Annotated in this window: 22 protein-coding genes; 15 read left to right on the top strand and 7 right to left on the bottom strand. The window is 63.1% G+C overall.

The annotated features are described in order from the left end of the window. The first annotated feature begins 6 nt into the window (after positions 1-6). Entirely contained in the window at positions 7-999 is a 993-nt protein-coding gene (locus BRPE64_RS20640) for a GlxA family transcriptional regulator (RefSeq protein WP_016355487.1), read from the top strand. A 95-nt stretch (positions 1,000-1,094) separates the two neighbouring features. Beyond that, positions 1,095-2,051, top strand: coding sequence for a choline ABC transporter substrate-binding protein (locus BRPE64_RS20635; RefSeq protein WP_016355486.1), 957 nt, complete (start codon positions 1,095-1,097; stop codon positions 2,049-2,051). A gap of 28 nt (positions 2,052-2,079) precedes the next feature. On the opposite strand, the gene BRPE64_RS20630 is transcribed toward BRPE64_RS20635, so the two are convergent. From BRPE64_RS20630 to BRPE64_RS20620, 3 genes are all read right to left on the bottom strand, one after another. After that, entirely contained in the window at positions 2,080-2,847 is a 768-nt protein-coding gene (locus tag BRPE64_RS20630; protein WP_016355485.1) for a class II aldolase/adducin family protein, read from the bottom strand. Positions 2,848-2,896: 49 nt separating this feature from the next. Further along, a complete protein-coding gene (locus tag BRPE64_RS20625; protein ID WP_044042617.1) occupies positions 2,897-3,988 on the bottom strand; it encodes a GlxA family transcriptional regulator in 1,092 nt (363 codons plus the stop codon). Positions 3,989-4,134: 146 nt separating this feature from the next. After that, positions 4,135-4,446: a hypothetical protein gene (locus BRPE64_RS20620; RefSeq protein WP_016355483.1), complete on the bottom strand. Its 312-nt coding sequence runs from the start codon at positions 4,444-4,446 to the stop codon at positions 4,135-4,137. A 325-nt stretch (positions 4,447-4,771) separates the two neighbouring features. Here BRPE64_RS20620 and BRPE64_RS20615 point away from each other — a divergent pair, with 325 nt between their 5' ends. The 8 genes from BRPE64_RS20615 (at position 4,772) to BRPE64_RS20580 (ending at position 13,683) form a co-directional block, all read left to right on the top strand. Continuing rightward, positions 4,772-6,166 (top strand): L-serine ammonia-lyase, encoded by a 1,395-nt coding sequence (locus tag BRPE64_RS20615; RefSeq protein WP_016355482.1) that lies wholly within the window; start codon positions 4,772-4,774, stop codon positions 6,164-6,166. Between the two features lie 37 nt (positions 6,167-6,203). Beyond that, a complete protein-coding gene (locus BRPE64_RS20610; protein ID WP_016355481.1) occupies positions 6,204-7,448 on the top strand; it encodes a sarcosine oxidase subunit beta family protein in 1,245 nt (414 codons plus the stop codon). A gap of 21 nt (positions 7,449-7,469) precedes the next feature. Then, positions 7,470-7,781 carry a sarcosine oxidase subunit delta gene (locus BRPE64_RS20605; RefSeq protein WP_016355480.1) on the top strand — a complete coding sequence of 104 codons (312 nt, stop codon included), beginning with the start codon at positions 7,470-7,472 and terminating at the stop codon, positions 7,779-7,781. Then, on the top strand, positions 7,778-10,780 hold the full coding sequence (locus tag BRPE64_RS20600; protein ID WP_016355479.1) for a sarcosine oxidase subunit alpha family protein: 3,003 nt from the start codon (positions 7,778-7,780) through the stop codon (positions 10,778-10,780). The genes BRPE64_RS20605 and BRPE64_RS20600 overlap by 4 nt, the downstream gene beginning before the upstream one ends. Then, positions 10,770-11,423, top strand: coding sequence for a sarcosine oxidase subunit gamma (locus BRPE64_RS20595; protein WP_016355478.1), 654 nt, complete (start codon positions 10,770-10,772; stop codon positions 11,421-11,423). Before BRPE64_RS20600 ends, BRPE64_RS20595 begins: the two co-directional genes overlap by 11 nt. Next, a complete protein-coding gene (locus BRPE64_RS20590) occupies positions 11,420-11,854 on the top strand; it encodes a dihydroneopterin aldolase (protein ID WP_016355477.1) in 435 nt (144 codons plus the stop codon). Before BRPE64_RS20595 ends, BRPE64_RS20590 begins: the two co-directional genes overlap by 4 nt. Next, a complete protein-coding gene (locus BRPE64_RS20585) occupies positions 11,854-12,129 on the top strand; it encodes a hypothetical protein (RefSeq protein ID WP_044042616.1) in 276 nt (91 codons plus the stop codon). Before BRPE64_RS20590 ends, BRPE64_RS20585 begins: the two co-directional genes overlap by 1 nt. Positions 12,130-12,255: 126 nt before the next feature. Further along, entirely contained in the window at positions 12,256-13,683 is a 1,428-nt protein-coding gene (locus BRPE64_RS20580; protein ID WP_044042812.1) for an MFS transporter, read from the top strand. Between the two features lie 66 nt (positions 13,684-13,749). On the opposite strand, the gene betA is transcribed toward BRPE64_RS20580, so the two are convergent. The 3 genes from betA to betI are packed head-to-tail and all read right to left on the bottom strand — an operon-like array spanning position 13,750 to position 17,566. After that, a complete protein-coding gene (gene betA, locus BRPE64_RS20575) occupies positions 13,750-15,471 on the bottom strand; it encodes a choline dehydrogenase (protein ID WP_016355474.1) in 1,722 nt (573 codons plus the stop codon). Between the two features lie 11 nt (positions 15,472-15,482). Then, positions 15,483-16,952 (bottom strand): betaine-aldehyde dehydrogenase, encoded by a 1,470-nt coding sequence (gene betB, locus BRPE64_RS20570; RefSeq protein WP_016355473.1) that lies wholly within the window; start codon positions 16,950-16,952, stop codon positions 15,483-15,485. A 26-nt stretch (positions 16,953-16,978) separates the two neighbouring features. Beyond that, a complete protein-coding gene (betI, locus tag BRPE64_RS20565; protein WP_044042615.1) occupies positions 16,979-17,566 on the bottom strand; it encodes a transcriptional regulator BetI in 588 nt (195 codons plus the stop codon). 242 nt (positions 17,567-17,808) lie between these two features. On the opposite strand from betI, the gene fdhA reads away from it, so the two are divergent. Then, on the top strand, positions 17,809-19,005 hold the full coding sequence (gene fdhA / locus BRPE64_RS20560; protein WP_044042614.1) for a formaldehyde dehydrogenase, glutathione-independent: 1,197 nt from the start codon (positions 17,809-17,811) through the stop codon (positions 19,003-19,005). 39 nt (positions 19,006-19,044) lie between these two features. Continuing rightward, on the top strand, positions 19,045-19,575 hold the full coding sequence (locus BRPE64_RS20555) for a GNAT family N-acetyltransferase (RefSeq protein WP_016355470.1): 531 nt from the start codon (positions 19,045-19,047) through the stop codon (positions 19,573-19,575). Positions 19,576-19,578: 3 nt separating this feature from the next. On the opposite strand, the gene BRPE64_RS20550 is transcribed toward BRPE64_RS20555, so the two are convergent. Further along, entirely contained in the window at positions 19,579-20,574 is a 996-nt protein-coding gene (locus tag BRPE64_RS20550) for a GlxA family transcriptional regulator (protein ID WP_016355469.1), read from the bottom strand. A gap of 457 nt (positions 20,575-21,031) precedes the next feature. On the opposite strand from BRPE64_RS20550, the gene BRPE64_RS20545 reads away from it, so the two are divergent. The 3 genes from BRPE64_RS20545 to BRPE64_RS20535 are packed head-to-tail and all read left to right on the top strand — an operon-like array spanning position 21,032 to position 23,857. Then, positions 21,032-22,306 carry a serine hydroxymethyltransferase gene (locus tag BRPE64_RS20545; RefSeq protein WP_016355467.1) on the top strand — a complete coding sequence of 425 codons (1,275 nt, stop codon included), beginning with the start codon at positions 21,032-21,034 and terminating at the stop codon, positions 22,304-22,306. Positions 22,307-22,325: 19 nt separating this feature from the next. Then, positions 22,326-23,297, top strand: coding sequence for a dipeptidase (locus BRPE64_RS20540; RefSeq protein WP_016355466.1), 972 nt, complete (start codon positions 22,326-22,328; stop codon positions 23,295-23,297). 29 nt (positions 23,298-23,326) lie between these two features. Next, the gene (locus BRPE64_RS20535; protein ID WP_016355465.1) at positions 23,327-23,857 is read left to right on the top strand and encodes a DUF5943 domain-containing protein; all 531 of its coding nucleotides are present in this window, start codon (positions 23,327-23,329) and stop codon (positions 23,855-23,857) included. Positions 23,858-23,859 lie beyond the last annotated feature (2 nt).

Here is a 23,859-nt window from a genome sequence, read left to right as displayed (position 1 = left end):
GAGCCTATGAAGCGCGACGCGATCGTCCCGGCCGGCACCGATTCGCCGTTGTCCAGTCTCGCGCACTTCGGCTTCCTCACGCTGCCGAACTTCTCGATGATCGCGTTCACGAGCGCGGTCGAAGTGCTGCGCATGGCCAACTACGTGGGCCGCGCGCAGCACTATCGCTGGTCGATCATCACGCCCGACGGCGAGCCCGCCCGCGCGAGCAACGGCATCACGGTGAAGCCGAGCACGACGCTCGACGAAGCCGGCATGCCGGACGTGCTGATCGTGTGCGGAGGCTGGCATGTCGCCGATTACGTCGACGACAGCATCATCGGGCTGTTGCAGCGCGCGCAGGAAGCGGGCATTCCGCTCGGCGGCATCTGCACCGGGCCTTACGCGTTGCTCGCCGCGAAGCTGCTCGACGGCTATCGCTGCACGCTGCACTGGGAAGACATGTCGCCGGTCAACAAGCGTTTTCCGCACGTGCGTTTCGCGGACGAGCTTTTCGTGATCGACCGCGATCGTCTGACCTGCACGGGCGGCACCGCGCCGCTCGATCTGATGCTCAACCTCGTCGGCATGCGGCTCGGCCAGGCGCACGCGGCGCAGGTGTCGGAGCAGTTCATCGTCGAGCGGATTCGCGGATCGACGGATTACCAGCACATTCCCGTCGATGCGCGCGTCGGCTTCTCGCGTGCCGAGCTTGTCGAAGTGGTGCGCCTGATGGAAGCGAACATCGAAGAGCCGCTTTCGCTCGAAGAACTCGCGCGGCTCGTGCATCTGTCGCAGCGGCATTTGCAACGCATGTTCAAGATGTTCCTCAACGTGTCGCCGACGCATTACTACCTCACGCTGCGGCTGCGACGCGCCCGCGAATTGCTGCGCAACACCGATGCGTCGATCGCGCGCGTGACAAGCATCTGCGGATTCCATTCGCCTTGTCACTTCAGCAAGGCTTATCGCGCGCAGTTCGGACATGCGCCCAGCGTGGAGCGGCGTCTGTCGGCTTAATAAGGCGTCTTTTCTGCTTTATGGTCCGTGCCGGCTTCGCAAGCCGCGCGCGCGGGCCGTGCTGCGTCATCGATCGATAAAAACCAGGAGAAAACATGAAACGCTTGTGGATCGCGTCGCTCGCCGCGGCGATGCTGTCGGGAGTGTGCGCCGCCAACGCCGCCAACGCCGTCGAGCCTGCCGCGTGCAGGAACGTGCATTTCGCCGATGTCGGCTGGACCGATATCGCCGCGACGACCGGCCTTGCATCGACGATTCTGCAGGGCCTGGGCTACAACCCTACGAAGACGATCGCCTCCGTGCCGATCACGTTCGCGGGCGTGAAGAGCAAGCAGATCGACGTGTTTCTCGGCTACTGGTCGCCGACCATGGACCCGATGATCGATTCATTCAGGAAAGCGAATCAGGTGAAGGTTCTGCCGACGCCGAACCTGACCGGCGCGAAGTACACGCTCGCGGTGCCGGACTATGCGTATCAGGCGGGCATCAAAAACTTCAGCGATATCGCGAAGAACTACGACAAGCTCGACGGCAAGATCTACGGCATCGAGCCCGGCAACGACGGCAACGCGCTCATCAAGAAGATGATCGATACGAACCAGTACGGGCTCGGCAAGTTCAAGCTGGTGGAATCGAGCGAGGCGGGCATGCTGATCGAGGTGAATCGCGCGATCCGCGACAAGAAGCCGATTGTGTTTCTCGGTTGGGAGCCGCATCCCATGAACGTGCAGATGAAGATCGACTACCTCGCGGGCGGCGACGACGTCTTCGGTCCCAACTACGGCGAAGCGAAAGTGCTGACCGTGACGCCAACCGATTATGACGCGCGGTGCCCGAACGTCGCGAAGCTCGTGTCGAACTTGCAGTTCACGACAGACATCGAAAATCACGTGATGCTGCCGATCATGAACAAGACGGACGCGAACAAGGCAGCGCGCGAATGGCTCAAGGCCAATCCCGCCGTGCTCGACAAGTGGCTCGCGGGCGTAAAGACCTACGACGGAAAAGACGGGTTGCCGGCGGTGAAGGCCTACGTGGCCGCCGGCAACTGAACGCGATCAACGACGCAGCGGCGGCGCGTCAGCTTCGGTAATCGGTTCTCGCGCCGCCTTCGATCATCCGCAATGCGGCTTGCCATTGCAGGGCGGTGATGCCTTCCGCATCGTCGCGCCGATATTGCGAAGCCGTCAGCGCGCACACCTTCTCCGATGGAAAGATCAGCTCCGCATTGCCCGCCATTGCGCGCAACTGAATCTCGCACGCGCGCTCGAGGAAATACATCTCCTGAAACGCTTCGGGAATCGACTTGCCGCATGTGAGCAAGCCGTGATTCTTCAGGATCATCGCGTTATGCGAGCCGAGGTCGTTCACGAGCCGGTCCCGTTCGGCGAGATCGAGCGCAATGCCTTCGTAATCGTGATACGCGAGATGGCCGTAATACTTGAGCGCATGCTGGCTGATCGGCAAGAGGCCTTGTTTCTGCGCGGACACGGCCGCCCCGGCGGCCGTATGCGTATGCACGACGCACACCGCGTCATGACGCGCCATGTGGATCGCCGAGTGAATCGTGAAGCCCGCCGGATTCACGCGATAACGATCGGGATCGTCGCGCGCGCCCGCTTCGACCGGACGTCCCTCGCTGTCGATGCGCACCAGATCCGACGCGCGCATCTCGTCGAACAGCACGCCATAGCGGTTGATCAGAAAGTGATGGTCGGAGCCGGGCACGCGCGCGCTGATGTGCGTGAAGATCATGTCGGTCCAGCGGAAATGCCCAATCACGCGATACAGCGCCGCCAGATCGCAACGCACCTGCCATTCTTCCTGCGAATATCCGTGAGTCTCCATGCCGTTCCTCCTTGGTTTGATGAGCCGCGGAAAACGTGAACAGATCCTGCTAGATCGCCTGGGCGCGGCCCGGGAAAGTTTCGTCGTAGTCCATTGCCTGCGTGGCTTCCGGCGCGTCGTCCTGCACGCCGCCTTGCTCGCGATACATCATCGGCGGCACACCGAATTGCTTGCGGAACTCGCGGCCCAGATGCGATGCATCGGAGAAGCCGCAACTCGACGCGATATCGGCCACTGTCTTGTCCGAACTCGTCAGCAGCCACGCGGCGGTGCGCAAACGAACCTGCTTCGCATACGCCTGCGGCGCCTTGCCGGTCTCGGCCTTGAAGAGGCGTTCGAGCTGCCGCGTCGAAAGATCGAGCTTGTGCGCAAGTTCGTCGAGCGTGAGCGAACGTCCGACGTGCTGCTCCATCAGCAGGATCGCACGTTTCACCTTCGGATGCGTCGCGGGCGCGAGACCCGGCGGATGCGGCTGCGGCGCATTGCCCTTCTGCATGTCGTCGACGAGCAGAATGCGCAGCGCCTTCTGCACCGTTGCCGTTTCGAAGTGACGCAGGAGAATGGCGGCGGCCACATCGATCGATGCGCGTCCGCCCGAGCATGTAATGCGCCGCCGGTCGATCACGAACAGGCGATCCGCGACGAGCGACTGTTCATCCGCATGCGGGAAGCGCTCGACGAAGTCCCAGTAGTGAAACCAGCTCACGCAGACGCGATGCCCTTCGAGCACGCCGGCGCGCATCATCGAGAAGACGCCCGTGCACATGCCGACGATGGTCGCGTCCGTGGCGGCCGCGCGGCGGATGAACTGCAGCGTGGCGTCGCTGGCGGCAGGGCCCGAATGCAGCAGACCGCCGACCACGACGACGTAGTCGAACGGCTCGGCCTGCTCGAAGGTTTCCCACGGCGTGATCTGGATGCCGCAACTCGCGCGTACCGGCGCGAGCGTTTCGCCGATCACGCTCCACGAGCAACGCACCGGTCGGCTGAAATCGCCTTCGTCGGCGGACAGGCGCAACAGATCGACGAAGCCTGCGAACGCGGTCAGCGTGAAGTTCGGCAGCAGGATGATGCCGAAGCGGATGCGCGATTTCGATTGACCGTCGATGGACTGCGGCGGAAGGGAATCTGCGGGGTTCATGCGCGTGACGTGCGGCTCGGAATGGGCTCGAAATGATCCGTCGAGCATAACACTCGTGCGCAAGCGGCGGGACGCGCGTCAGAAATGGCGCGCCCGGCGCCGAAGGGCGCCGGGCGAAGGAACAGCAGGAAAACGCGAGGAAGGTTTCAGCGGCCGAGCACGGAGATGCCCCACGCGAACGCACCGCCGACAAGCGCGCCGAACGCGCGGCCGAGCAACGTGGCGACGGTGAAGTCGGCCCAGCGCTGTTCGATTTCCGCTTTCAACACGCCGAAGTAGCGCAACGCGGGATCGATGCAGCACAGCACCGCCAGCGCGGCCCAGATGGGCGCCTGCCGCGAGATGCGGTCGAGAGAGACGATATCGGCGACCTGAAGCGCGCCGATGACAACGGCGCCGATCAGAAACGCGAAGACCCAGGACTTGAAGAACTGGTCGGTCAGGGCGTGATTTTCCATTCCAGATGTGGGAGCAAACAGGGGATTTAAGCTAAGGGAATATACCGATGCGTTCGCTTTCAGCCTGTCGGAACAGTCTCAAAAATGGCTGAATTTGCGACGAACGGCGCGCGGACACGCGTCGTGCGGCGCGCGCTGTGAAGCGCCGACTTTCGTAGGAGCGTCAGGATTATTGGCAAATCCGCCATGCGCTCGCGACAGAATTCCGCGCTGACGTCGCCATCCCATTTCGACGGCGTTTTTGTTCTATCGGGAGTTTTTGCGGTTTGGTGCAATGGCGTCATACCGTCACCCAACCCAGCGCAAGCCACCCAGGGATTCGCCCATGAACGTCAGCGTCTTCGATCTGTTCAAGATCGGCATCGGACCGTCCAGCTCGCATACCGTCGGGCCGATGATCGCGGCGTGCCGCTTCGCCTCGCATATCGAGGACGCGAACCTGCTCGCCTTCGTCACGCGCGTGCGCGCCGAACTCTTCGGTTCGCTCGGTGCGACCGGCAAGGGCCACGGCACCGACAAGGCCGTGCTGCTCGGCCTCGAAGGCAATCTGCCCGACCTGATCGATCCGGACATGATCGCGCCGCGTCTCGCCGAGATTCGCGCGACGAAGCGGCTCAGCCTGCTCGGCAAGCACGACGTCGCGTTCGAGGAGCGCGAGCACATCGGCTTCTATCGCAAGCTGATGCCGGGCGCGCCGGGATCGAGCATCGTGCATCCGAACGGCATGCGCTTTCAGGCGTTCGACGAAAACGGCCAACTGCTCGTCGAGAAAGAGTATTACTCGGTCGGCGGCGGCTTCGTCGTGAACCGTGAAGGCGATCGCGTGAACGGCGTGCGCGCGGCGGGCACGGTGCCGCATCCGTTTCGCACCGGCGGCGACCTCATGCGCGTGTGCAACGAGACCGGCCTGTCCATCGCCGAAGTGACGATGCAGAACGAATGCGCGAATCGCACCGAAGCCGAAGTGCGCGAGGGCATGCTCGCCGTGTGGCGCGTGATGGCCGCGTGCGTCGAGCGCGGTTGCAAGGAGCGCGGCGACTTGCCCGGCCCGATGCAGGTGAAGCGCCGTGCGGCCGATTTGTCCGCGAGCCTGCGTTCGCGCTCGGAAGAGTCATTGCGCGATCCGCTCTCGATGCTCGACTGGGTCAATCTCTATGCGATGGCCGTCAACGAGGAAAACGCCGCGGGCGGGCGCGTCGTCACGGCGCCGACCAACGGCGCGGCCGGCGTGATTCCCGCCGTGCTGCATTACTACGTGAAGTTCATGCACGGCGCGAACGACGAAGGCATCGTGCGCTTCCTGCTGACGGCCGCGGCCATCGGCATCATCTACAAGGAAACGGCGTCCATTTCGGGCGCGGAAGTCGGCTGCCAGGGCGAAGTGGGCGTCGCGTGCTCGATGGCCGCCGCAGCACTCGCCGCCGTGATGGGCGGCACGCCCGCGCAAGTCGAGAACGCCGCGGAAATCGGCATGGAACACAACCTCGGCATGACGTGCGATCCCGTTGGCGGACTCGTGCAGATTCCGTGCATCGAACGCAACGCGATGGGCGCGATCAAGGCCCTCAACGCCGCGCGCATGGCGATGAAGGGCGACGGCAAGCATTACGTGTCGCTCGATTCCGTCATCAAGACGATGCGCGAAACCGGCGCCGACATGAAGACGAAATACAAGGAGACGTCGCGCGGTGGCCTCGCCGTGAACGTCATCGAATGCTGACTAGCCCAAACGCATAACACCGCACTAAGGAAACACCATGAGCCGCTATTCCATCTTCAGCCTCTTGCGCAACGGCATGTCGTATCACGAGAACTGGGAGCGCCAGTGGCGAAGTCCCGAGCCCAAGCGCGAATACGATGTGGTGATCGTCGGCGGCGGCGGTCATGGTCTCGCGACCGCGTATTACCTCGCGAAAGAGCATGGAATCACGAACGTCGCGATTCTGGAGAAGGGATGGATCGGCGGCGGCAATACCGCGCGCAACACGACCATCGTGCGCTCGAATTATCTGTGGGACGAATCCGCCGCGCTGTACGAGAAAGCGATGAAGCTGTGGGAAGGGCTTTCGCAGGATCTCAACTACAACGTGATGTTCAGCCAGCGCGGCGTGATGAATCTCGCGCACACGCTGCAAGACGTGCGCGACACCGAGCGCCGCGTGAACGCGAACCGTCTCAACGGCGTCGATGCCGAATTCCTCACGCCGCAGCAGATCAAGGAAATCGAGCCGACCATCAATCTCAACAGCCGTTATCCGGTGCTGGGCGCGTCGATTCAGCGTCGCGGCGGCGTGGCGCGTCACGATGCCGTGGCGTGGGGCTTCGCACGCGGCGCGGATCGCGCGGGCGTCGACATCATCCAGAACTGTCAGGTCGTGGGCATTCGCCGCGAAGGCAATCGCGTGACGGGCGTCGATACGACCAAAGGCCACATCAAGGCGAAGAAAGTCGCGATCGTCGCGGCCGGCAACACGACGACGCTCGCCGACATGGCCGGCGTGCGTCTGCCGCTCGAAAGCCATCCGTTGCAGGCGCTCGTGTCCGAGCCGATCAAGCCGGTGGTGAACACGGTCGTGATGTCGAACGCGGTGCACGCGTACATCAGCCAGTCCGACAAGGGCGATCTCGTGATCGGTGCGGGCGTCGATCAGTACACGGGCTTCGGGCAGCGCGGCAGCTTTCACATCATCGAAGGCACGCTGGAGGCGATCGTCGAGATGTTCCCGGTGTTCTCGCGCGTGCGCATGAATCGTCAGTGGGGCGGCATTGTCGATGTGTCGCCGGATGCGTGCCCGATCATCAGCAAGACCGATGTCAAAGGCCTCTACCTCAACTGCGGCTGGGGCACGGGCGGCTTCAAGGCGACGCCCGGATCGGGCTGGGCGTATGCGCACACCATCGCGAAGGACGAGCCGCACGCGCTGAATGCGCCGTTCTCGCTGGATCGTTTCTATACCGGTCATCTGATCGACGAACACGGCGCGGCTGCCGTGGCCCACTAATACGCACTGGAGACGAGAACCATGTTGCTGATCGAATGCCCCTGGTGCGGGCCGCGCGCCGAAACCGAATTTTCCTGCGGCGGCGAAGCGGATATCGCGCGCCCGCTCGACACCGAAAAACTCACCGATCGCGAATGGGGCGATTACCTCTTCATGCGCAAGAATCCGCGCGGCGTGCATCGCGAACAATGGATGCATGCGCAAGGTTGCCGCCGCTGGTTCAAGGCGCAGCGCGATACGGTTTCCTATGAAATTCAAGGCTACGAGACGTTCGACCGTCCGCTGGCCGTCATGAACGATGATGTGGCAAAGACGGGAGGCACGTCGAAATGAGCCAGAAAGACCGACTCGGACTGGGCGGGCGCATCAATCGCGCAATCAGCCTGACCTTCACGTTTAATGGCAAGACTTATCAGGGCTACGAAGGCGATACGCTTGCGTCCGCGCTGCTCGCCAACGGGGAACACTTCGTCGCGCGTAGCTGGAAGTATCACCGGCCGCGCGGCATCATCACGGCGGGCGTCGAAGAGCCGAATGCAGTCGTGCAGCTCGAAACCGGTGCCTACACCGTGCCGAATGCGCGCGCGACGGAAGTGGAGTTGTATCAGGGACTCGTCGCGACGAGCGTGAACGCGAAGCCGAACATCGAGAACGATCGCATGGCGGTCAATCAGAAGATCGCGCGCTTCATTCCCGCAGGCTTCTACTACAAGACCTTCATGTGGCCGCGCAAGTTCTGGCCGAAGTACGAAGAAGTGATCCGCGATGCAGCCGGCCTCGGCGAAGCACCGAAGCATCTCGACGCCGATCGCTACGACAAGTGCTTCGCGCATTGCGACGTGCTGGTTGTCGGCGGCGGGCCTTCGGGTCTTGCGGCGGCGCATGCCGCGGGCTTGTCGGGCGCGCGCGTCATTCTCGTCGACGATCAGCGCGAACTCGGCGGCTCGCTGCTGTCGTGCCGTGCGGAGATCGACGGCAAGCCGGGACAGCAATGGGTGCAGAAGATCGAAGCCGAGTTGCGCCGCATGCCCGACGTGAAGATTCTGTCGCGCAGCACGGCGTTCGGCTATCAGGATCACAACCTCGTGACGGTCACGCAGCGTCTGACGGATCATCTGCCCGTATCGATGCGCAAGGGCACGCGCGAGCTGCTGTGGAAGATCCGTGCAAAGCGCGTGGTTCTCGCGACCGGCGCGCACGAGCGTCCGATCGTGTTCGGCAACAACGATCTGCCGGGCATCATGCTGGCGTCGGCGGTGTCCACGTATCTGCATCGCTATGCGGTGCTGCCGGGCCGCAACGCGGTCGTCTTCACCAACAACGACGACGCGTATCAATGCGCGCTCGATCTCAAGGCGGCCGGCGCGGAAGTGACGGTCGTCGATCCGCGTGCCGTCGAATCGAAGGGGGCGTTGCCCGCGGCCGCGCGCCGCTACGGCATTCGCGTGCTGAACAACGCGGTGATCACGGTGGCGCGCGGCAAGCTGCGCGTGGCGTCGGTGGAAGTGGCATCGTATGCGAAGGGCGAAGTCGGCCCGAAGCAGACCGACCTGCCCTGCGATCTTGTCGCGATGTCGGGCGGCTGGAGTCCCGTGTTGCACTTGTTCGCGCAATCGGGCGGCAAGGCGCACTGGCACGACGAGAAAGCGTGCTTCGTGCCGGGCAAGGCGATGCAGGCGGAAAGCAGCGTCGGCGCATGCGCGGGCGAGTTCACGCTGGCGCGCGGCATTCGCTTCGGCGTGGAGGCGGGCGCGGACGCGGCGCGCGCGGCGGGTCATATCGTCGCGAAGCCGCAGCCGGTGAAGGTCGCGGAAATCGTCGAAGCGCCGATGCTGCCGCTGTGGCTCGTCGGCGGCCGGGACATGGCGACGCGCGGTCCCAAGCAGTTCATCGACTTTCAGAACGACGTATCCGCCGCCGACATCTTCCTCGCCGCGCGCGAAGGCTTCGAGTCGGTCGAGCACGTGAAGCGCTATACGGCGATGGGCTTCGGCACGGATCAGGGCAAGCTCGGCAACATCAACGGCATGGCGATTCTCGCGCAGGCCTTGGGCAAGACCATTCCCGAGACCGGCACGACGACCTTCCGCCCGAATTACACCCCTGTCACTTTCGGCACGTTCGCGGGCCGCGAGCTGGGCGAATTCCTCGATCCGGTGCGCAAGACCGCGATCCACGAATGGCACGTCGAGAACGGCGCGATGTTCGAGGATGTCGGCAACTGGAAGCGTCCCTGGTACTACCCGAAGGCGGGCGAGGACATGCACACAGCGGTCGCGCGCGAGTCGCTTGCGGTGCGCGAGAGCGTCGGCATTCTCGATGCATCGACGCTCGGCAAGATCGACATCCAAGGCCCCGATTCCGCGAAGCTGCTCAACTGGATGTACACGAATCCGTGGAGCAAGCTCGAAGTCGGCAAGTGCCGCTATGGCCTGATGCTCGACGAGAACGGCATGATCTTCGACGACGGCGTGACCGTGCGTCTCGGCGAACAGCACTACATGATGACGACGACCACCGGCGGCGCGGCGCGCGTGCTGACGTGGCTCGAACGCTGGCTGCAGACCGAATGGCCCGACATGCGCGTGCGTCTCGCATCGGTGACGGATCACTGGGCGACGTTCGCTGTCGTCGGTCCGAACAGCCGCAAGGTGCTGCAGAAGGTGTGTCAGGACATCGACTTCGCGAATGCGGCGTTCCCGTTCATGAGCTATCGCGATGGCACCGTGGCGGGCGCATCGGCGCGCGTGATGCGCATCAGCTTCTCGGGCGAGCTTGCCTACGAAGTGAACGTGCCGGCCAACGTGGGCCGCGCGGTGTGGGAGGCGCTGATGGAAGCGGGCGCGGAGTTCGACATCACGCCATACGGCACGGAAACGATGCACGTGCTGCGCGCGGAGAAGGGCTACATCATCGTCGGGCAGGATACGGATGGCTCGATGACGCCTTACGACCTCGGCATGGGCGGGCTCGTCGCGAAGTCGAAGGACTTTATCGGCAAGCGTTCGCTCGCGCGCTCGGATACGTCGAAGCCGGGGCGCAAGCAGTTCGTCGGGCTGCTGACCGACGATCCTTCGTACGTGCTTCCGGAAGGCGCGCAGATCGTCTCCGGTCCGTTCCAGGGCGACACCGCGCCGATGCTCGGTCACGTTACGTCGAGCTATTACAGCCCTATTTTGAAGCGCTCGATTGCGCTCGCGGTCGTGAAGGGCGGTCTCGACAAGATGGGCGAATCGGTTCTGATTCCGCTCGCGAACGGCAAGCAGGTCCACGCGAAAATCACCAGTTCGGTGTTCTACGACAGCGAAGGAGCACGTCAGCATGTTGAATGAAATCAAGGCTTCCGCGACGGTCGTCGATCGTGCCATCAGCGGACAAGGCGTGTGGCAGGAGTCGCCGCTCGTAGGCGCCGATGCGCTGTTGAAAGCGCATCAGGGTGGCTCGCCGAAAGCGTTCCGTCTGACGGAGCGGCCGTTTCTCGAACTCGTGAACGTGCGCGGCGATACGCGCGATGCCGCGTTCGTGAAGGCGGTGCAGGCCGTGATCGGCTGCGTGCCGCCCGAGAAGGCCAACACGATTGCGCGCGGCAACGGCTACACGATGCTGTGGCTCGGTCCCGACGAATGGCTCGTGCATTCCGACGCGGCGCACGATGCCTCGCGTCCCGCGCCGCTCGAAGCGAAACTGCGCGCGGCGTTCGTCGGCCAGTTTTCGGCGGCGGTGGATATCGGCAGCGGTTATACGGTGCTCGATATCGACGGTCCGAAGACGCGTGAAGTGCTGTCGCGCGGCTGTCCGCTCGATCTGCATCCGAAGGTGTTCGGCGAGGGACAGTGCGCGCAGAGCCATTACTTCAAGGCATCGCTGACGCTCGTGCCGCTCGGCGGCGATCGCTTCGAGATGATCGTGCGCCGCAGCTTCGCGGACTACTTCGTGAAGATGATGCTCGATGCGGCCGAGCCGCTGCTCGCATGAAGCCGTTCGAACCGCTGGAAGCGGGCGGACAGGGCTGGCGCGTGGTCGTCGAAGCGTTGCACGTGACGACGCGCGTCGGCCTGTACGCGCATGAGCATGAAGCGCCGCAAGCCGTGTGCATCGATGCGAGCCTGCGTTATCGCGAGATGCCGCACGAATCGGACGAAGGTCTGATCGATTACGAAGCGTGGTGCCATCGCGTGAGTGCGTTTCTCGAAGCGAAGCCGCATACGCGCTTGCTGGAGACGCTCGCGGTGGAGATTGCGGCGCTTTCGTTCGATGAATGGCCCGCGCTCGATGCGCTTACGTTGATGCTGCATAAGCCTAAGATTCGCGAGGGTACGCGGCGTCTCGGGCTTGAGCTCGACTGGCGGCGCGCGGATTACGATGCGTGGCGCATGCAGGCTGCTGCGCGCCACGCGTCGGTGTGATGTCTTCGTCGCGTGATGTTGCTGCGGGGCTGTCCGAACGCGCGTGCAAGGAGCGCGATGCGGGCGCGGCGCTTGCGTTGCTTGAGCGGAGTATTGAGCTCAGGCATCGGCGGATTGCGTTGATTCGCTATCTGCATGCGCAGTATCTTGGTGCGCCGCTCGAGGAGCGACATCATGAGTATGTGAAGGGGGTGGCGGCGAGGTTGAGTGTCGAAGCCTTGACGCACATCGCCACGACCGCGCGCACCCGCTTCACACATGACCCGCGCCCATGACGCCCCCATCCCATCCCCATGACGCAAATCTTCTATGTCGCCGATTTATGTCGGCGTCTACTGAAGACGCTTCGTCAGATCGATCATCGAGTGTTCACGCGGCCCCGCCGCATCGAGAGGGATGACATGTCTATTGCCACGCACGCCACGCAGCCGCGCGCGAGCGCCGCGGCCCGGCTCGAACGCCTGCCGTTTTCCGGCTATCACCGGACCATCTTCATCATCATCGCGATTGCGTTCTTCTTCGATTCCGTCGATCTCGGCACGATGACCTTCGTGCTCGGCTCCATCAAGAGCGAGTTCGGTTTGTCGTCGGCGATGGCGGGGCTCGTCGCCAGCGCGAGCTTCTTCGGCATGGTGCTGGGCGCGGCCGTCGCGGGCCTGCTCGCGGATCGCTTCGGACGACGCCCCGTGTTCCAGTGGAGCATGGTGCTGTGGGGCCTTGCGTCGTATCTCTGCTCGACGGCGCAATCCGTCGATGCGTTGATCCTCTATCGCGTGCTGCTGGGCGTCGGCATGGGCATGGAGTTTCCGATCGCGCAGACACTGCTGTCCGAATTCGTGCCGACCGCCTCGCGCGGCAGACTGATCGCGCTGATGGACGGATTCTGGCCGCTAGGCTTCATCGCGTCGGGCGTGGTGTCGTATTTCGTGCTGCCGAAATTCGGCTGGCGCACCGAGTTCGCACTGCTCGCGATTCCGGCCGTGTTTGTGTTGATCGTGCGGCGTGTCGTTCCGGAATCGCCGCGCTGGCTCGAACATCGCGGACGGTTTGCCGACGCGGATCGCGTGCTCGCCGACGTCGAAGTGAAGGTGATGAAAGCGAAGGGGCTGAGTCAGTTGCCGCCGCCCGCGATGCTCGCCGAACCGCCGGCGCAAAAAGGCACCGGCGCGTTTCGCGAGATCTGGAGCGTCGCGTATCGGCGGCGCACGGTGATGGTGTGGATGCTGTGGTTCTTCGCGCTGCTCGGCTTCTATGGACTGACATCGTGGCTGGGCGCGCTGATGCAGCAAGCGGGCTTTGCCGTTACCAAGTCCGTGCTCTATACCGTGCTGATTTCGCTCGGCGGCGTGCCGGGTTTTCTGTGCGCGGCGTGGCTCGTCGAACGATGGGGGCGCAAGCCGACCTGCATCGCGTCGCTGATCGGCAGCGGCGTGATGGCTTATCTATACGGACAGACCGCATTGCATGCCGAAACGCCGACGCTTCTGATCTGCGCGGGTCTCGCCATGCAGTTCTTTCTCTTCGCGATGTGGGCGGTGCTTTATACCTACACGCCGGAGTTGTACGGCACCGGCGCGCGGGCGACGGGGTCGGGTTTCGCATCGGCGATTGGTCGCGTCGGGTCGTTGATCGGGCCTTATGTCGTGGGCGTCGTGTTGCCGGTGTTCGGGCAGGGCGGCGTGTTTTCGCTCGGGGCACTGTGCTTCGTCATCGCGGCGGCCGCGGTGTGGCTGCTCGGTATCGAAACGCGCGGGCTTGCGCTGGAGACGCTGGTATCGGAGGCGCAGGAGCAGAAAGGAAGCGGGGTTCTGGTTTCGGCGCGGGAATGAAGAGTTGGACGGAACGTGTCTGGAAGGCCGCGATGTTTTCGCGGCCTTTTTTCATGTGCGTCGCGCTTACACTCGTCGCGCGTCCGCCATTTCAACGGCTTGCGTCTGATTGAACTCCTGCTGATTCCGAGCGCGCTTTCCCTTCGCCACAAAATAAGCCGTCTCCACCCGCGCCAACGCCTCCCTCCCGCGAATCCGATCCGCAATCTTCTCCGCCATCATGATCGTCGGTGCGTTGAGATTGCCGGTCGTGATCTGCGGCATGATCGATGCATCGATCACGCGCAAGCCCTGCATGCCGTGCACGCGTCCCTCGCCATCGACGACCGCCATATCGTCGTAACCCATCTTGCACGAGCACGAAGGGTGATAAGCCGTCTCCGCCTTCGCGCGCACGAATGCATCGAGTTCGGTATCGCTTTTCAGGTCATCGGATGGATGCAGCTCGCGTCCGCGATAGCGTTCCAGCGCAGGCTGACGCATGATCTCCCGCGTGATGCGAATTGCATCGCGGAACTCGCGCCAGTCGAGCGGATCGGCCATGTAGTTGAACAGAATGCCCGGATGCGCATTCGGGTCGCGCGACTTGAGCTTCACGCGCCCACGGCTCGGCGAGCGCATCGACCCAACGTGCGCCTGAAAGCCATGCATCTCGATCGCGTTCGAGCCGTTGTAGTTGATCGCGACCGGCAGAAAGTGATACTGGATGTTCGGCCAGAGATCGTCGTCCCGCGTGCGAATGAATCCGCCCGCTTCGAACTGATTGCTCGCGCCGATGCCCGTCCCGCGTAACAGCCATTCGATGCCGATCGCCGGCTGATTCCACCACTTCAACGCCGGATACAGCGAGACAGGTTCCTTGCACTCGTACTGCATATACATCTCGAGATGGTCCTGTAAATTCTCACCGACGCCCGGCAGATCGTGCACCACGGGAATCTCCAGTTCCTTCAGCCAGCGCGCATTGCCGACGCCCGAACGTTGCAGCAATTGAGGCGATGCAATCGCGCCGCTGCACACGAGCACTTCGCGCCGCACATGCGCCGTGACACGCTGCCCGCCTTGCAGATACGCCACGCCGACTGCCCGCTTGCCCGAGAACAACACGCGGTCGGTGATTGCGTGCGTGACGACCGTCAGATTGGCGCGATGCTTCGCGCGATCCAGATAACCGCGCGCCGTGCTCGCACGCCGTCCTTTGGCGGTCACGGTGCGATCCATCGGTCCGAAACCTTCTTGCTGATAGCCGTTCAGATCGTCCGTGCGCGGATAGCCCGCCTGCACGCCGGCCTCGACCATCGCTGCGAAAAGCGGATTGTTGCCGGGCTTGCTCGTCGTGACATGCACGGGACCGTCGCTGCCGTGATAGGCATTCGGTCCGACATCGCGTGTCTCCGCGCGCCGAAAATACGGCAGGCAATCGAGATAGCTCCAGTCATCGAGGCCCGGTTGCGCGGCCCAGTTGTCGTAATCGAGCGCATTGCCGCGGATATAGCACATGCCGTTGATCAGCGACGATCCACCCAGCCCCTTGCCGCGTCCGCATTCCATGCGGCGGTTGTTCATGTGAGGCTCGGGCTCCGTCGCATACGCCCAGTTGTAGCGCCGCCCCTGCAACGGATACGCGAGCGCGGCAGGCATCTGCGTGCGAAAGTCGAAGCGATAATCCGGTCCGCCCGCTTCGAGCAGCAGCACGGTCACGTCTTCGTCTTCGGTGAGACGCGAGGCGAGCACGTTGCCCGCTGATCCCGCGCCGACGATGATGTAGTCGTATTCGTTCGCGCTCATCGCCTGGCTCCTCAAAACACCGGTTGATAGGGACCGAGTTCGACCTGCACGGACTTGATGCGCGTGTACGCGTTCAACGTCACGATGCCGTTCTCGCGCCCGACGCCCGATTGCTTGTATCCGCCAACCGGCATCTCCGCAGGCGACTCGCCCCACGTGTTGATCCAGCAAATGCCCGCTTCCAGCCGATGAATCACGCGATGCGCACGCGACAGATTCTCCGTCACGACGCCCGCGGCCAGGCCATAGGCCGTATCGTTGGCGCGGGCGATGACTTCGTCTTCGTCGTCGAATGCGAGGATGCTCATTACCGGACCGAAGATTTCCTCACGCACGATACGCATGTCGTCGCGGCAATCGGCGAAGACGGTCGGCTCGACATACTGGCCGCGCGCGAACGCGCCATCGGTCATGCGCGATCCGCCCGCGACGAGCCGCGCGCCTTCCCGCTTGCCGCTCTCGATAAAGCCCAGCACTTTCTGCAATTGCGCGGCGCTGGCGAGCGGCCCGAAGTTGGTCTGCGGATCATCCGGCGCGCCGATACGAATGCGCGTTACGCGTTCCAGCACGAGCGCTTCGAACTTGTCGATCACGCCGCGCTCGACGAACACGCGCGTGCCGTTCGTGCACACCTGGCCCGAGCTGAAGAAGTTCGCGCTCATCGCGATATCGGCGGCGCGTTCGAGGTTCGCATCGTCGAACACGATGAGCGGCGACTTGCCGCCGAGTTCCATCGTCACTTCCTTGAGCGTCGATGCGCCTGCGTGCGCCATCACTTTCTTGCCGGTCTCGACGCCGCCCGTGAACGATATCTTCTCGATGCCCGCATGCCCGGCGAGCATCGCGCCGACGCGTCCATCGCCCTGTACGACGTTGAACACGCCCGCGGGCACGCCCGCCTCCGTATAGATTTCGGCGAGCTTCAGCGCGCTCAACGGCGTGATCTCGCTGGGCTTGAAGATCATCGCGTTGCCCGCCGCCAGCGCGGGCGCGGACTTCCAGCACGCGATCTGAAGCGGATAGTTCCATGCGCCGATGCCCGCGCACACGCCGAGCGGTTCGCGCCGCGTATACACGAACGACGATTCGCGCAGCGGAATCTGCTCGCCTTCGATAGCCGTCGCGAGTCCCGCGTAGTACTCGAGCACATCCGCGCCCGTGACGATATCGACCGCGCGCGTTTCCGCAATCGGCTTGCCCGTATCGCGTGTTTCCAGCGCGGCGAGTTCGTCGTTGCGCGCACGTAGCAGATCGACGGCGCGGCGCAGGATGCGCGAACGCTGCATCGCGGTGAGCGCCGCCCATTCGCGCTGGCCGTCGCGCGCGGACCGCACCGCGCGATCGATATCCGCTTGCGATGCCTGCTGCACGCGTGCGAGCGTTTCGCCGTTGGCGGGATCGAGCGTGTCGAAGGTTTCGCCGCTCGTCGCATCGACGTATTCGCCGCCGATATAAAGCCGTTGCTCTCCGAATGCGGACATATCGCGCTCCTTTGAATGTGATGAGATCAGCCGCGCGCGTCGAGCACGAGGTCGATGTAGTCGTAGGCGAGACGCAGCGCGGCCTTCGTGTCGAACGGTTCGCCCGCGAGCGCGCCGCGCAGCCACAGGCCGTCGATCAGCGCGGCGAGACCGCTGGCGGCGCGGCGTGCGGCCGGCTTCGTCAATGCTCTGGAGAAATCGGCGCACAGGTTGGAATGCAGACGCCGTGTGTTGACGCGTTGCAGACGCCGCAGTTCGGGCTTGTGCATGCTCTCCGACCAGAACGCGAGCCACGTTTTCATGACCGGTCCGTTCACTTGCTCGACATCGAAATTCGCGGCTACAACAGCACGCAGCTTCGCGCGCGGGTCCGCCTTCGCGGCTTTGCGGCGGCGCGACGTGCCTTGCCAGAGCGAGCGCAGCACATGCCGCATGGTGGCTTCGAGCAGGCCGTCCTTGTCGCCGAAGTAATGGCTGACGATGCCCGTCGAAATACTCGCGCGCTGCGCCACGGAGGCGAGCGTCGCGCCCGCGAGTCCCGACTGGTCGATGGTGTGCAGCGTGGCATCGATGAGTTGCGCGCGACGGATTTCGCGCATTCCGAGTTTGGGCATGACGGTAGTCGCAGATATTGCAAGGTTCGAATTGCGCCGATGGTAGTTTTTTTATTTTGAACGGTCAATCAATAAAAAGCCGGTCGAAAGCCCGGCGTCGCGCGATGTCGGTTTGAGTCAAACGCGCGTCGCATTGAGTGACAGTCGCCGCATGCCGTCAGCGATACCCTCGTTGCACGGGTGCGATGAACCACGAGCCTGCTTCATCGCGCGTGCCGTCCACGAAACAAGGAGACGATCAAATGAGCAGCAATCGCGGCGTCGTTTATCTGGGGCAGGGCAAGGTCGAAGTGCAATCCATCGACTATCCGAAGATGGTCGATCCACGCGGCCGCGACATCGGTCACGGCGTCATTCTGAGAGTGGTCACGACCAATATCTGCGGCTCGGACCAGCACATGGTGCGCGGCCGCACGACCGCCGAAGTCGGTCTCGTGCTCGGTCACGAGATTACGGGCGAAGTGATCGAAGTGGGCCGCGACGTGGAGACGCTCTCCATTGGCGATCTCGTGTCGGTGCCGTTCAACGTTGCGTGCGGCCGCTGTCCGACCTGCAAGGCGCAGCATACGGGCGTGTGCCTGAACGTGAATCCGTCGCGCGCGGGCGGCGCTTACGGCTATGTCGACATGGGCGGCTGGATCGGCGGACAGGCGGAATACGTGATGGTGCCGTATGCCGACTTCAATCTGCTGAAGTTTCCCGACAAGGCGCAGGCCATGTCGAAGATTCGCGATCTCACCTGTCTCTCCGACATTCTCCCGACCGGTTATCACGGCGCGGTGATGGCGGGCGTCGGGCCGGGCTCGACGGTGTATATCGCGGGCGCGGGACCGGTCGGCATGGCGGCGGCGGCATCGGCGCGCTTGCTGGGCGCGGCGTGCACGATCGTCGGCGACATGAACGAGGAGCGTCTCGCGCACGCGCGCAAGATGGGCTTCGAGACGATCAACCTCTCGAAAGACGCGACGCTCGGCGAACAGATCGAGCAGATTCTGGGCAAGCCGGAAGTGGATTGCGCGGTCGATTGCGTGGGCTTCGAAGCGCATGGCCACGGCACCGACAGCGGCCACGAAGCGCCCGCGACCGTGCTCAATTCGCTGATGGAGATCACGAAGGCGGCCGGCGCGATCGGCATTCCGGGTTTGTACGTGACCGACGACCCCGGCGCCGCCGATGCCGCCGCGCGCAAGGGCAGCTTGAGCATCCGTTTCGGCCTCGGCTGGGCGAAGTCGCATTCGTTTCATACCGGCCAGACGCCCGTCATGAAGTACAACCGCAATCTGATGCAGGCGATTCTGTGGGACCGCCTCCCGATCGCGGATATCGTGAACGTCTCGGTCGTTTCGCTCGATGAAGCGCCGGACGGCTATCGCAAGTTCGATGGCGGCGCGCCGCGCAAATTCGTCATCGATCCGCATGGTTTGCTGAAGGCGGCCTGAGCCACAACAAAAAGCGCAAATCGGCGGCATACTCGATGTATGACCGCCGATTATCTCCGCAACGCGCTGACCGTCCGCCTGGCACGCCCCGACGATGCCGCGGGAATCGCGCGCATCCACGTTCGGGCGTGGCAAGCCGCCTATCGGTCGATCTTCCCGGCCGCCTATCTCGATTCGCTTTCCATTCCAAAACGACGCGCACTGTGGGCCGAGCTGATTGCGCGTGGCATGCCGCGCGTGATGCTCGCGCAACGCAACGACGTCATCCAGGGTTTCATCGCGTGGGGCGCTTCACGCGACAACGACAAAGGCCAGGCCGACGCCGAGATCGAAGTGATCTATATCGATCCGTCGCAATGGCGCAGGGGCGTGGGCCGAATGCTGATCGACGAAGCGATCAACGCCGCAGCGAGCGAAGGTTATCGGGAAGTGACGCTCTGGGCGCTGGAGGAGAACGTGCAGGGCCTGCGCTTTTACAAGGCGCTCGGCTTCGCGCTCGACGGCGTGTTTCGGACGGAAAGAGTCGGTGGATGCGAAGTCTGCGAAACGCGGCTTCACCTCGCGATTTAAACGTCAGGCCACCAGCGCAGGCACGGAAGACAACGGCGGAACCTGCTTGCGCCGCTCGCGCGTGGGCGCGGTGCCGAACGCATCGCGATAACTCTTGGAGAAGTGACACGCCGACTGAAAGCCGCATGCCATCGTGATGTGCATGATCGACATATCGGTCTGCAGCAACAACTCGCGCGCGCGGCGCAAGCGCAGCGTCAGATAGTAATGCGTCGGCGTCATGCCGAGATGCTCGCGGAACAGGCGCTGCAACTGCCGTTGCGACATGCCCGCAAGCCGCGCCAGTTCTTCGCGCGACAAAGGCTCTTCGATGTTGTTCTCCATCAGCGAGATGACTTCGAAGAGCGACTTGTTGGCCGACCCGAGCCGCGCCACCAGCGGCATGCGTTGCTGCGCGCTCGTATCGCGCACATGTTCGACGATGAACTGCTCCGCAATCTGCGTGACCCGCGGCGTGCCGACGCGCGCGGCGATCAGGTTGAGCATCATGTCGAGCGGCGCGACGCCGCCCGTGCAGGTCACGCGGTCGCGGTCGATCACGAACAGCTCTTTGAGAAAGCGCGTGTCGGGGAACTCTTCCTTCAGCGCCGACATGTTCTCCCAGTGAATCGCGCACGCATAACCGGCAAGCAGCCCGGCGCGGGCCAGCGCATAGGTGCCGGTGCAAAGCGATCCCAGCACGCTGCCGAGCCGCGCGAAGCGGCGCAACGCGGCGAGATGCTCGGGCGTGGTGGCACGCTGCACGTCGATGCCGCCGACGACGAACACGATATCCGGCTGACCGACGCAGTCCACCGGACCCGTATCGACTGAAAGCCCGTTGCTCGCCGTGACAGGTCCGCCCTCGGGACTGACGATCGACCATCGATACAGCGGCTGCCCCGTCAGATAGTTCGCCATGCGCAGGACTTCGATCGCGTTGGTGAAGGCGATCATCGTGAAGTTGGGAAGCGGCATGAACGCGAAGTGCGACAGCGACGCCGTGCGATCGGGGGACATGTGAGAACTGATTCCTTCGAATCTGTTTGATTGGCGCCGTCATTCGCGGCGCTTTACTACCTCCGCAATTTTGGTTGCGAGTGCAACTACCATGCCATAAGGCTAAACCCTGAGCATCGAGCGCGCGGCGACTGCTTCGCTGCAGCCTTGCACTGGCGAGGGGCCAGACGCGACAAGGCACGCACCGGATCAGCGCACGATCGTTCCGGCGCAGTGCAGCAAACGCTCCTAAAAAATGAGCTACACCGAATCCGAATTCGCCACTTGTCGAAAACAGACGCGCATGTCGGAAAAGGTAAAGAACACGTCTAAATTCATAAATTGACCGGCGGGACGAAAGTCAAGAATAGACGCAACGACGAGCGGCATAGGCGAACGGCTGGAATCTCCGCCAGGCCCGCTTCAAAACGAACGCTACGAACGTTACGACCGTTACTTCTGACCCACGGACCCTTCCATGTCGAATACGAATCCCTTCTTCGAACAGCCGCTCGCGGCCCGCGACGCCTCCGTGCGCGGCGCGATCCTGAAAGAGCTGGAGCGACAGCAATCGCAGATCGAACTGATCGCGTCGGAAAACATCGTCTCGCGCGCGGTGCTCGAAGCGCAAGGCTCGGTGCTCACGAACAAGTACGCGGAAGGTTATCCGGGCAAGCGCTATTACGGCGGCTGCGAATTCGCCGACGAGATCGAGCAGCTCGCCATCGACCGCATCAAGCAACTGTTCAACGCGAAGTTCGCCAACGTGCAGCCGCACTCCGGCGCGCAGGCCAACGGCGCGGTGATGCTCGCGCTGGCCAAGCCGGGCGACACGGTGCTCGGCATGTCGCTGGACGCGGGCGGTCATCTGACGCACGGCGCGAAGCCCGCGCTCTCGGGCAAGTGGTTCAACGCCGTGCAGTACGGCGTGAATCGCGACACCATGCTGATCGACTACGAGCAGATCGAGGAACTGGCGCAGCAGCACAAGCCGACGCTGCTCATCGCGGGCTTCTCGGCGTATCCGCGTGAGCTCGACTTCGCGCGTCTGCGCAAGATCGCCGACAACGCCGGCGCGAAGCTGATGGTCGACATGGCGCATATCGCGGGCATCATCGCGGCGGGGCGTCATCAGAATCCGGTGGAGCATGCGCATGTCGTCACGTCCACGACGCACAAGACGCTGCGCGGCCCGCGCGGCGGCTTCGTGCTCACCAATGACGAAGACATCGCCAAGAAGATCAACTCCGCCGTGTTTCCCGGCCTGCAAGGCGGCCCGCTGATGCATGTGATCGCGGGCAAGGCCGTCGCGTTCGGCGAGGCGCTGCAGCCGGATTTCAAGACTTATATCGACAACGTGCTCGCCAATGCGAAGGCGCTGGGCGAAGTGCTGAAGGCGGGTGGCGTCGATCTGGTCACGGGCGGCACCGACAATCATCTGCTGCTCGTCGATCTGCGTCCGAAGGGCCTCAAGGGCAATCAGGTGGAGCAGGCGCTGGAGCGCGCGGGCATCACGTGCAACAAGAACGGCATTCCGTTCGACACCGAAAAGCCGACCGTGACTTCGGGCATTCGTCTGGGCACGCCCGCAGGCACGACGCGCGGCTTCGGCGTGAACGAGTTCCGCGACGTGGGCCGCCTGATTCTCGAAGTCTTCGATTCCCTGCGTGAACATCCGGCGGGCGATCCGCAAACCGAACAACGCGTGCGCCGCGAAATCTTCGCGCTGTGCGAGCGCTTCCCCATCTATTGAGCACACGGAGCACACCACGATGAGCACCCTGCACGACAACAGCATCATCATCGACGGCCTGAACATTTCGAAGTTCGAGCGCTCCGTGTTCGAGGACATGCGCCGTGGCGGCGTCACCGCCGTGAACTGCACCGTCTCGGTCTGGGAAGACTTTCAGAAGACCATCGACAACATCGCGGAAATGAAGCAGCAGATCCGCGAATACAGCGAAATTCTCACGCTCGTGCGCACGACCGACGACATCCTGCGCGCGAAGAAGGAGAACAAGACCGGCATCATCTTCGGCTTTCAGAACTCGTATGCGTTCGAGGACAACTTAGGCTATATCGAAGTGTTCAAGGAACTCGGCGTGAACGTGGTGCAGCTTTGCTACAACACGCAGAACCTTGTTGGCACGGGTTGTTATGAAGCCGATGGCGGTCTTTCCGGCTATGGCCGCGAAGTGATTCAGGAGATGAATCGCGTCGGCATCATGGTGGATCTGTCGCACGTCGGCGCGAAGACTTCTTCCGATGCGATCGCCTGCTCGAAGAAGCCCGTCACGTATTCGCACTGCTGCCCGTCGGGCCTCAAGGATCATCCGCGCAACAAGACGGACGACCAACTGAGAGAGATCGCCGATGCCAACGGTTTCGTCGGCGTGACGATGTTCTCGCCGTTCCTGAAGAAAGGCCCGGACGCCACCGTCGACGATTATCTCGAAGCGATCGATTACGTCATCAACGTGATCGGCGAAGACAAGGTCGGTATCGGCACGGACTTCACGCAAGGCTACAGCACCGAATTCTTCGACTGGATCACGCACGACAAGGGCCGCTATCGCCGTCTGACGAACTTCGGCAAGGTCGTGAATCCGGAAGGCATTCGCACCATCGGCGAGTTCCCGAACCTCACGGCCGCGATGGAAAAGGCGGGCTGGAGCGAGTCGCGCATCAAGAAGGTGATGGGCGAAAACTGGATGCGCTTCTTCGGCGAAGTCTGGAACGTCTGAGACCCACGACAAAAACAAGGAACCCCGCGATGCAACCGCAACTGCCTATCGACGTCGATCCGCAAACCGGCGTCTGGACCACCGACGCGCTGCCGATGCTCTACGTGCCGCGCCACTTCTTCACGAACAATCACGTTGCCGTCGAGGAAGCGCTCGGCCGCGACACGTATGCCGAGATTCTCTACAAGGCCGGCTACAAGTCCGCGTATCACTGGTGCGACAAGGAAGCCGAGAAGCACGGCATCAGCGGCATGGCCGTGTTCGAGCATTACCTGAAACGTCTGTCGCAACGCGGCTGGGGTTTGTTCGACATCGTCGAAGCCGATCCTTCGACGTCGCATGCGCGCATTCATCTTCGTCATTCGTCGTTCGTGCTTCAGCAGCCGGGCAAGCAGGGCAAGCTCTGCTACATGTTCGCGGGCTGGTTCGCGGGCGCAATGGACTGGGTCAACGACACCGCGCCCGACAGCGCGAAGAAGGGCCCGCGCTCGAAGTCGATCGAGACGCAATGCGCGGCCGAAGGACACGATCACTGCGTGTTCGAAGTGTCGCCGCTGTAAGC

The sequence above is a fragment of the Caballeronia insecticola genome (assembly GCF_000402035.1).
Taxonomy (GTDB): Bacteria; Pseudomonadota; Gammaproteobacteria; order Burkholderiales; family Burkholderiaceae; genus Caballeronia; species Caballeronia insecticola.
The sequence above is the reverse complement of the archived record's forward strand: the minus strand, read 5'-3'. Positions and strand labels throughout refer to the sequence as shown.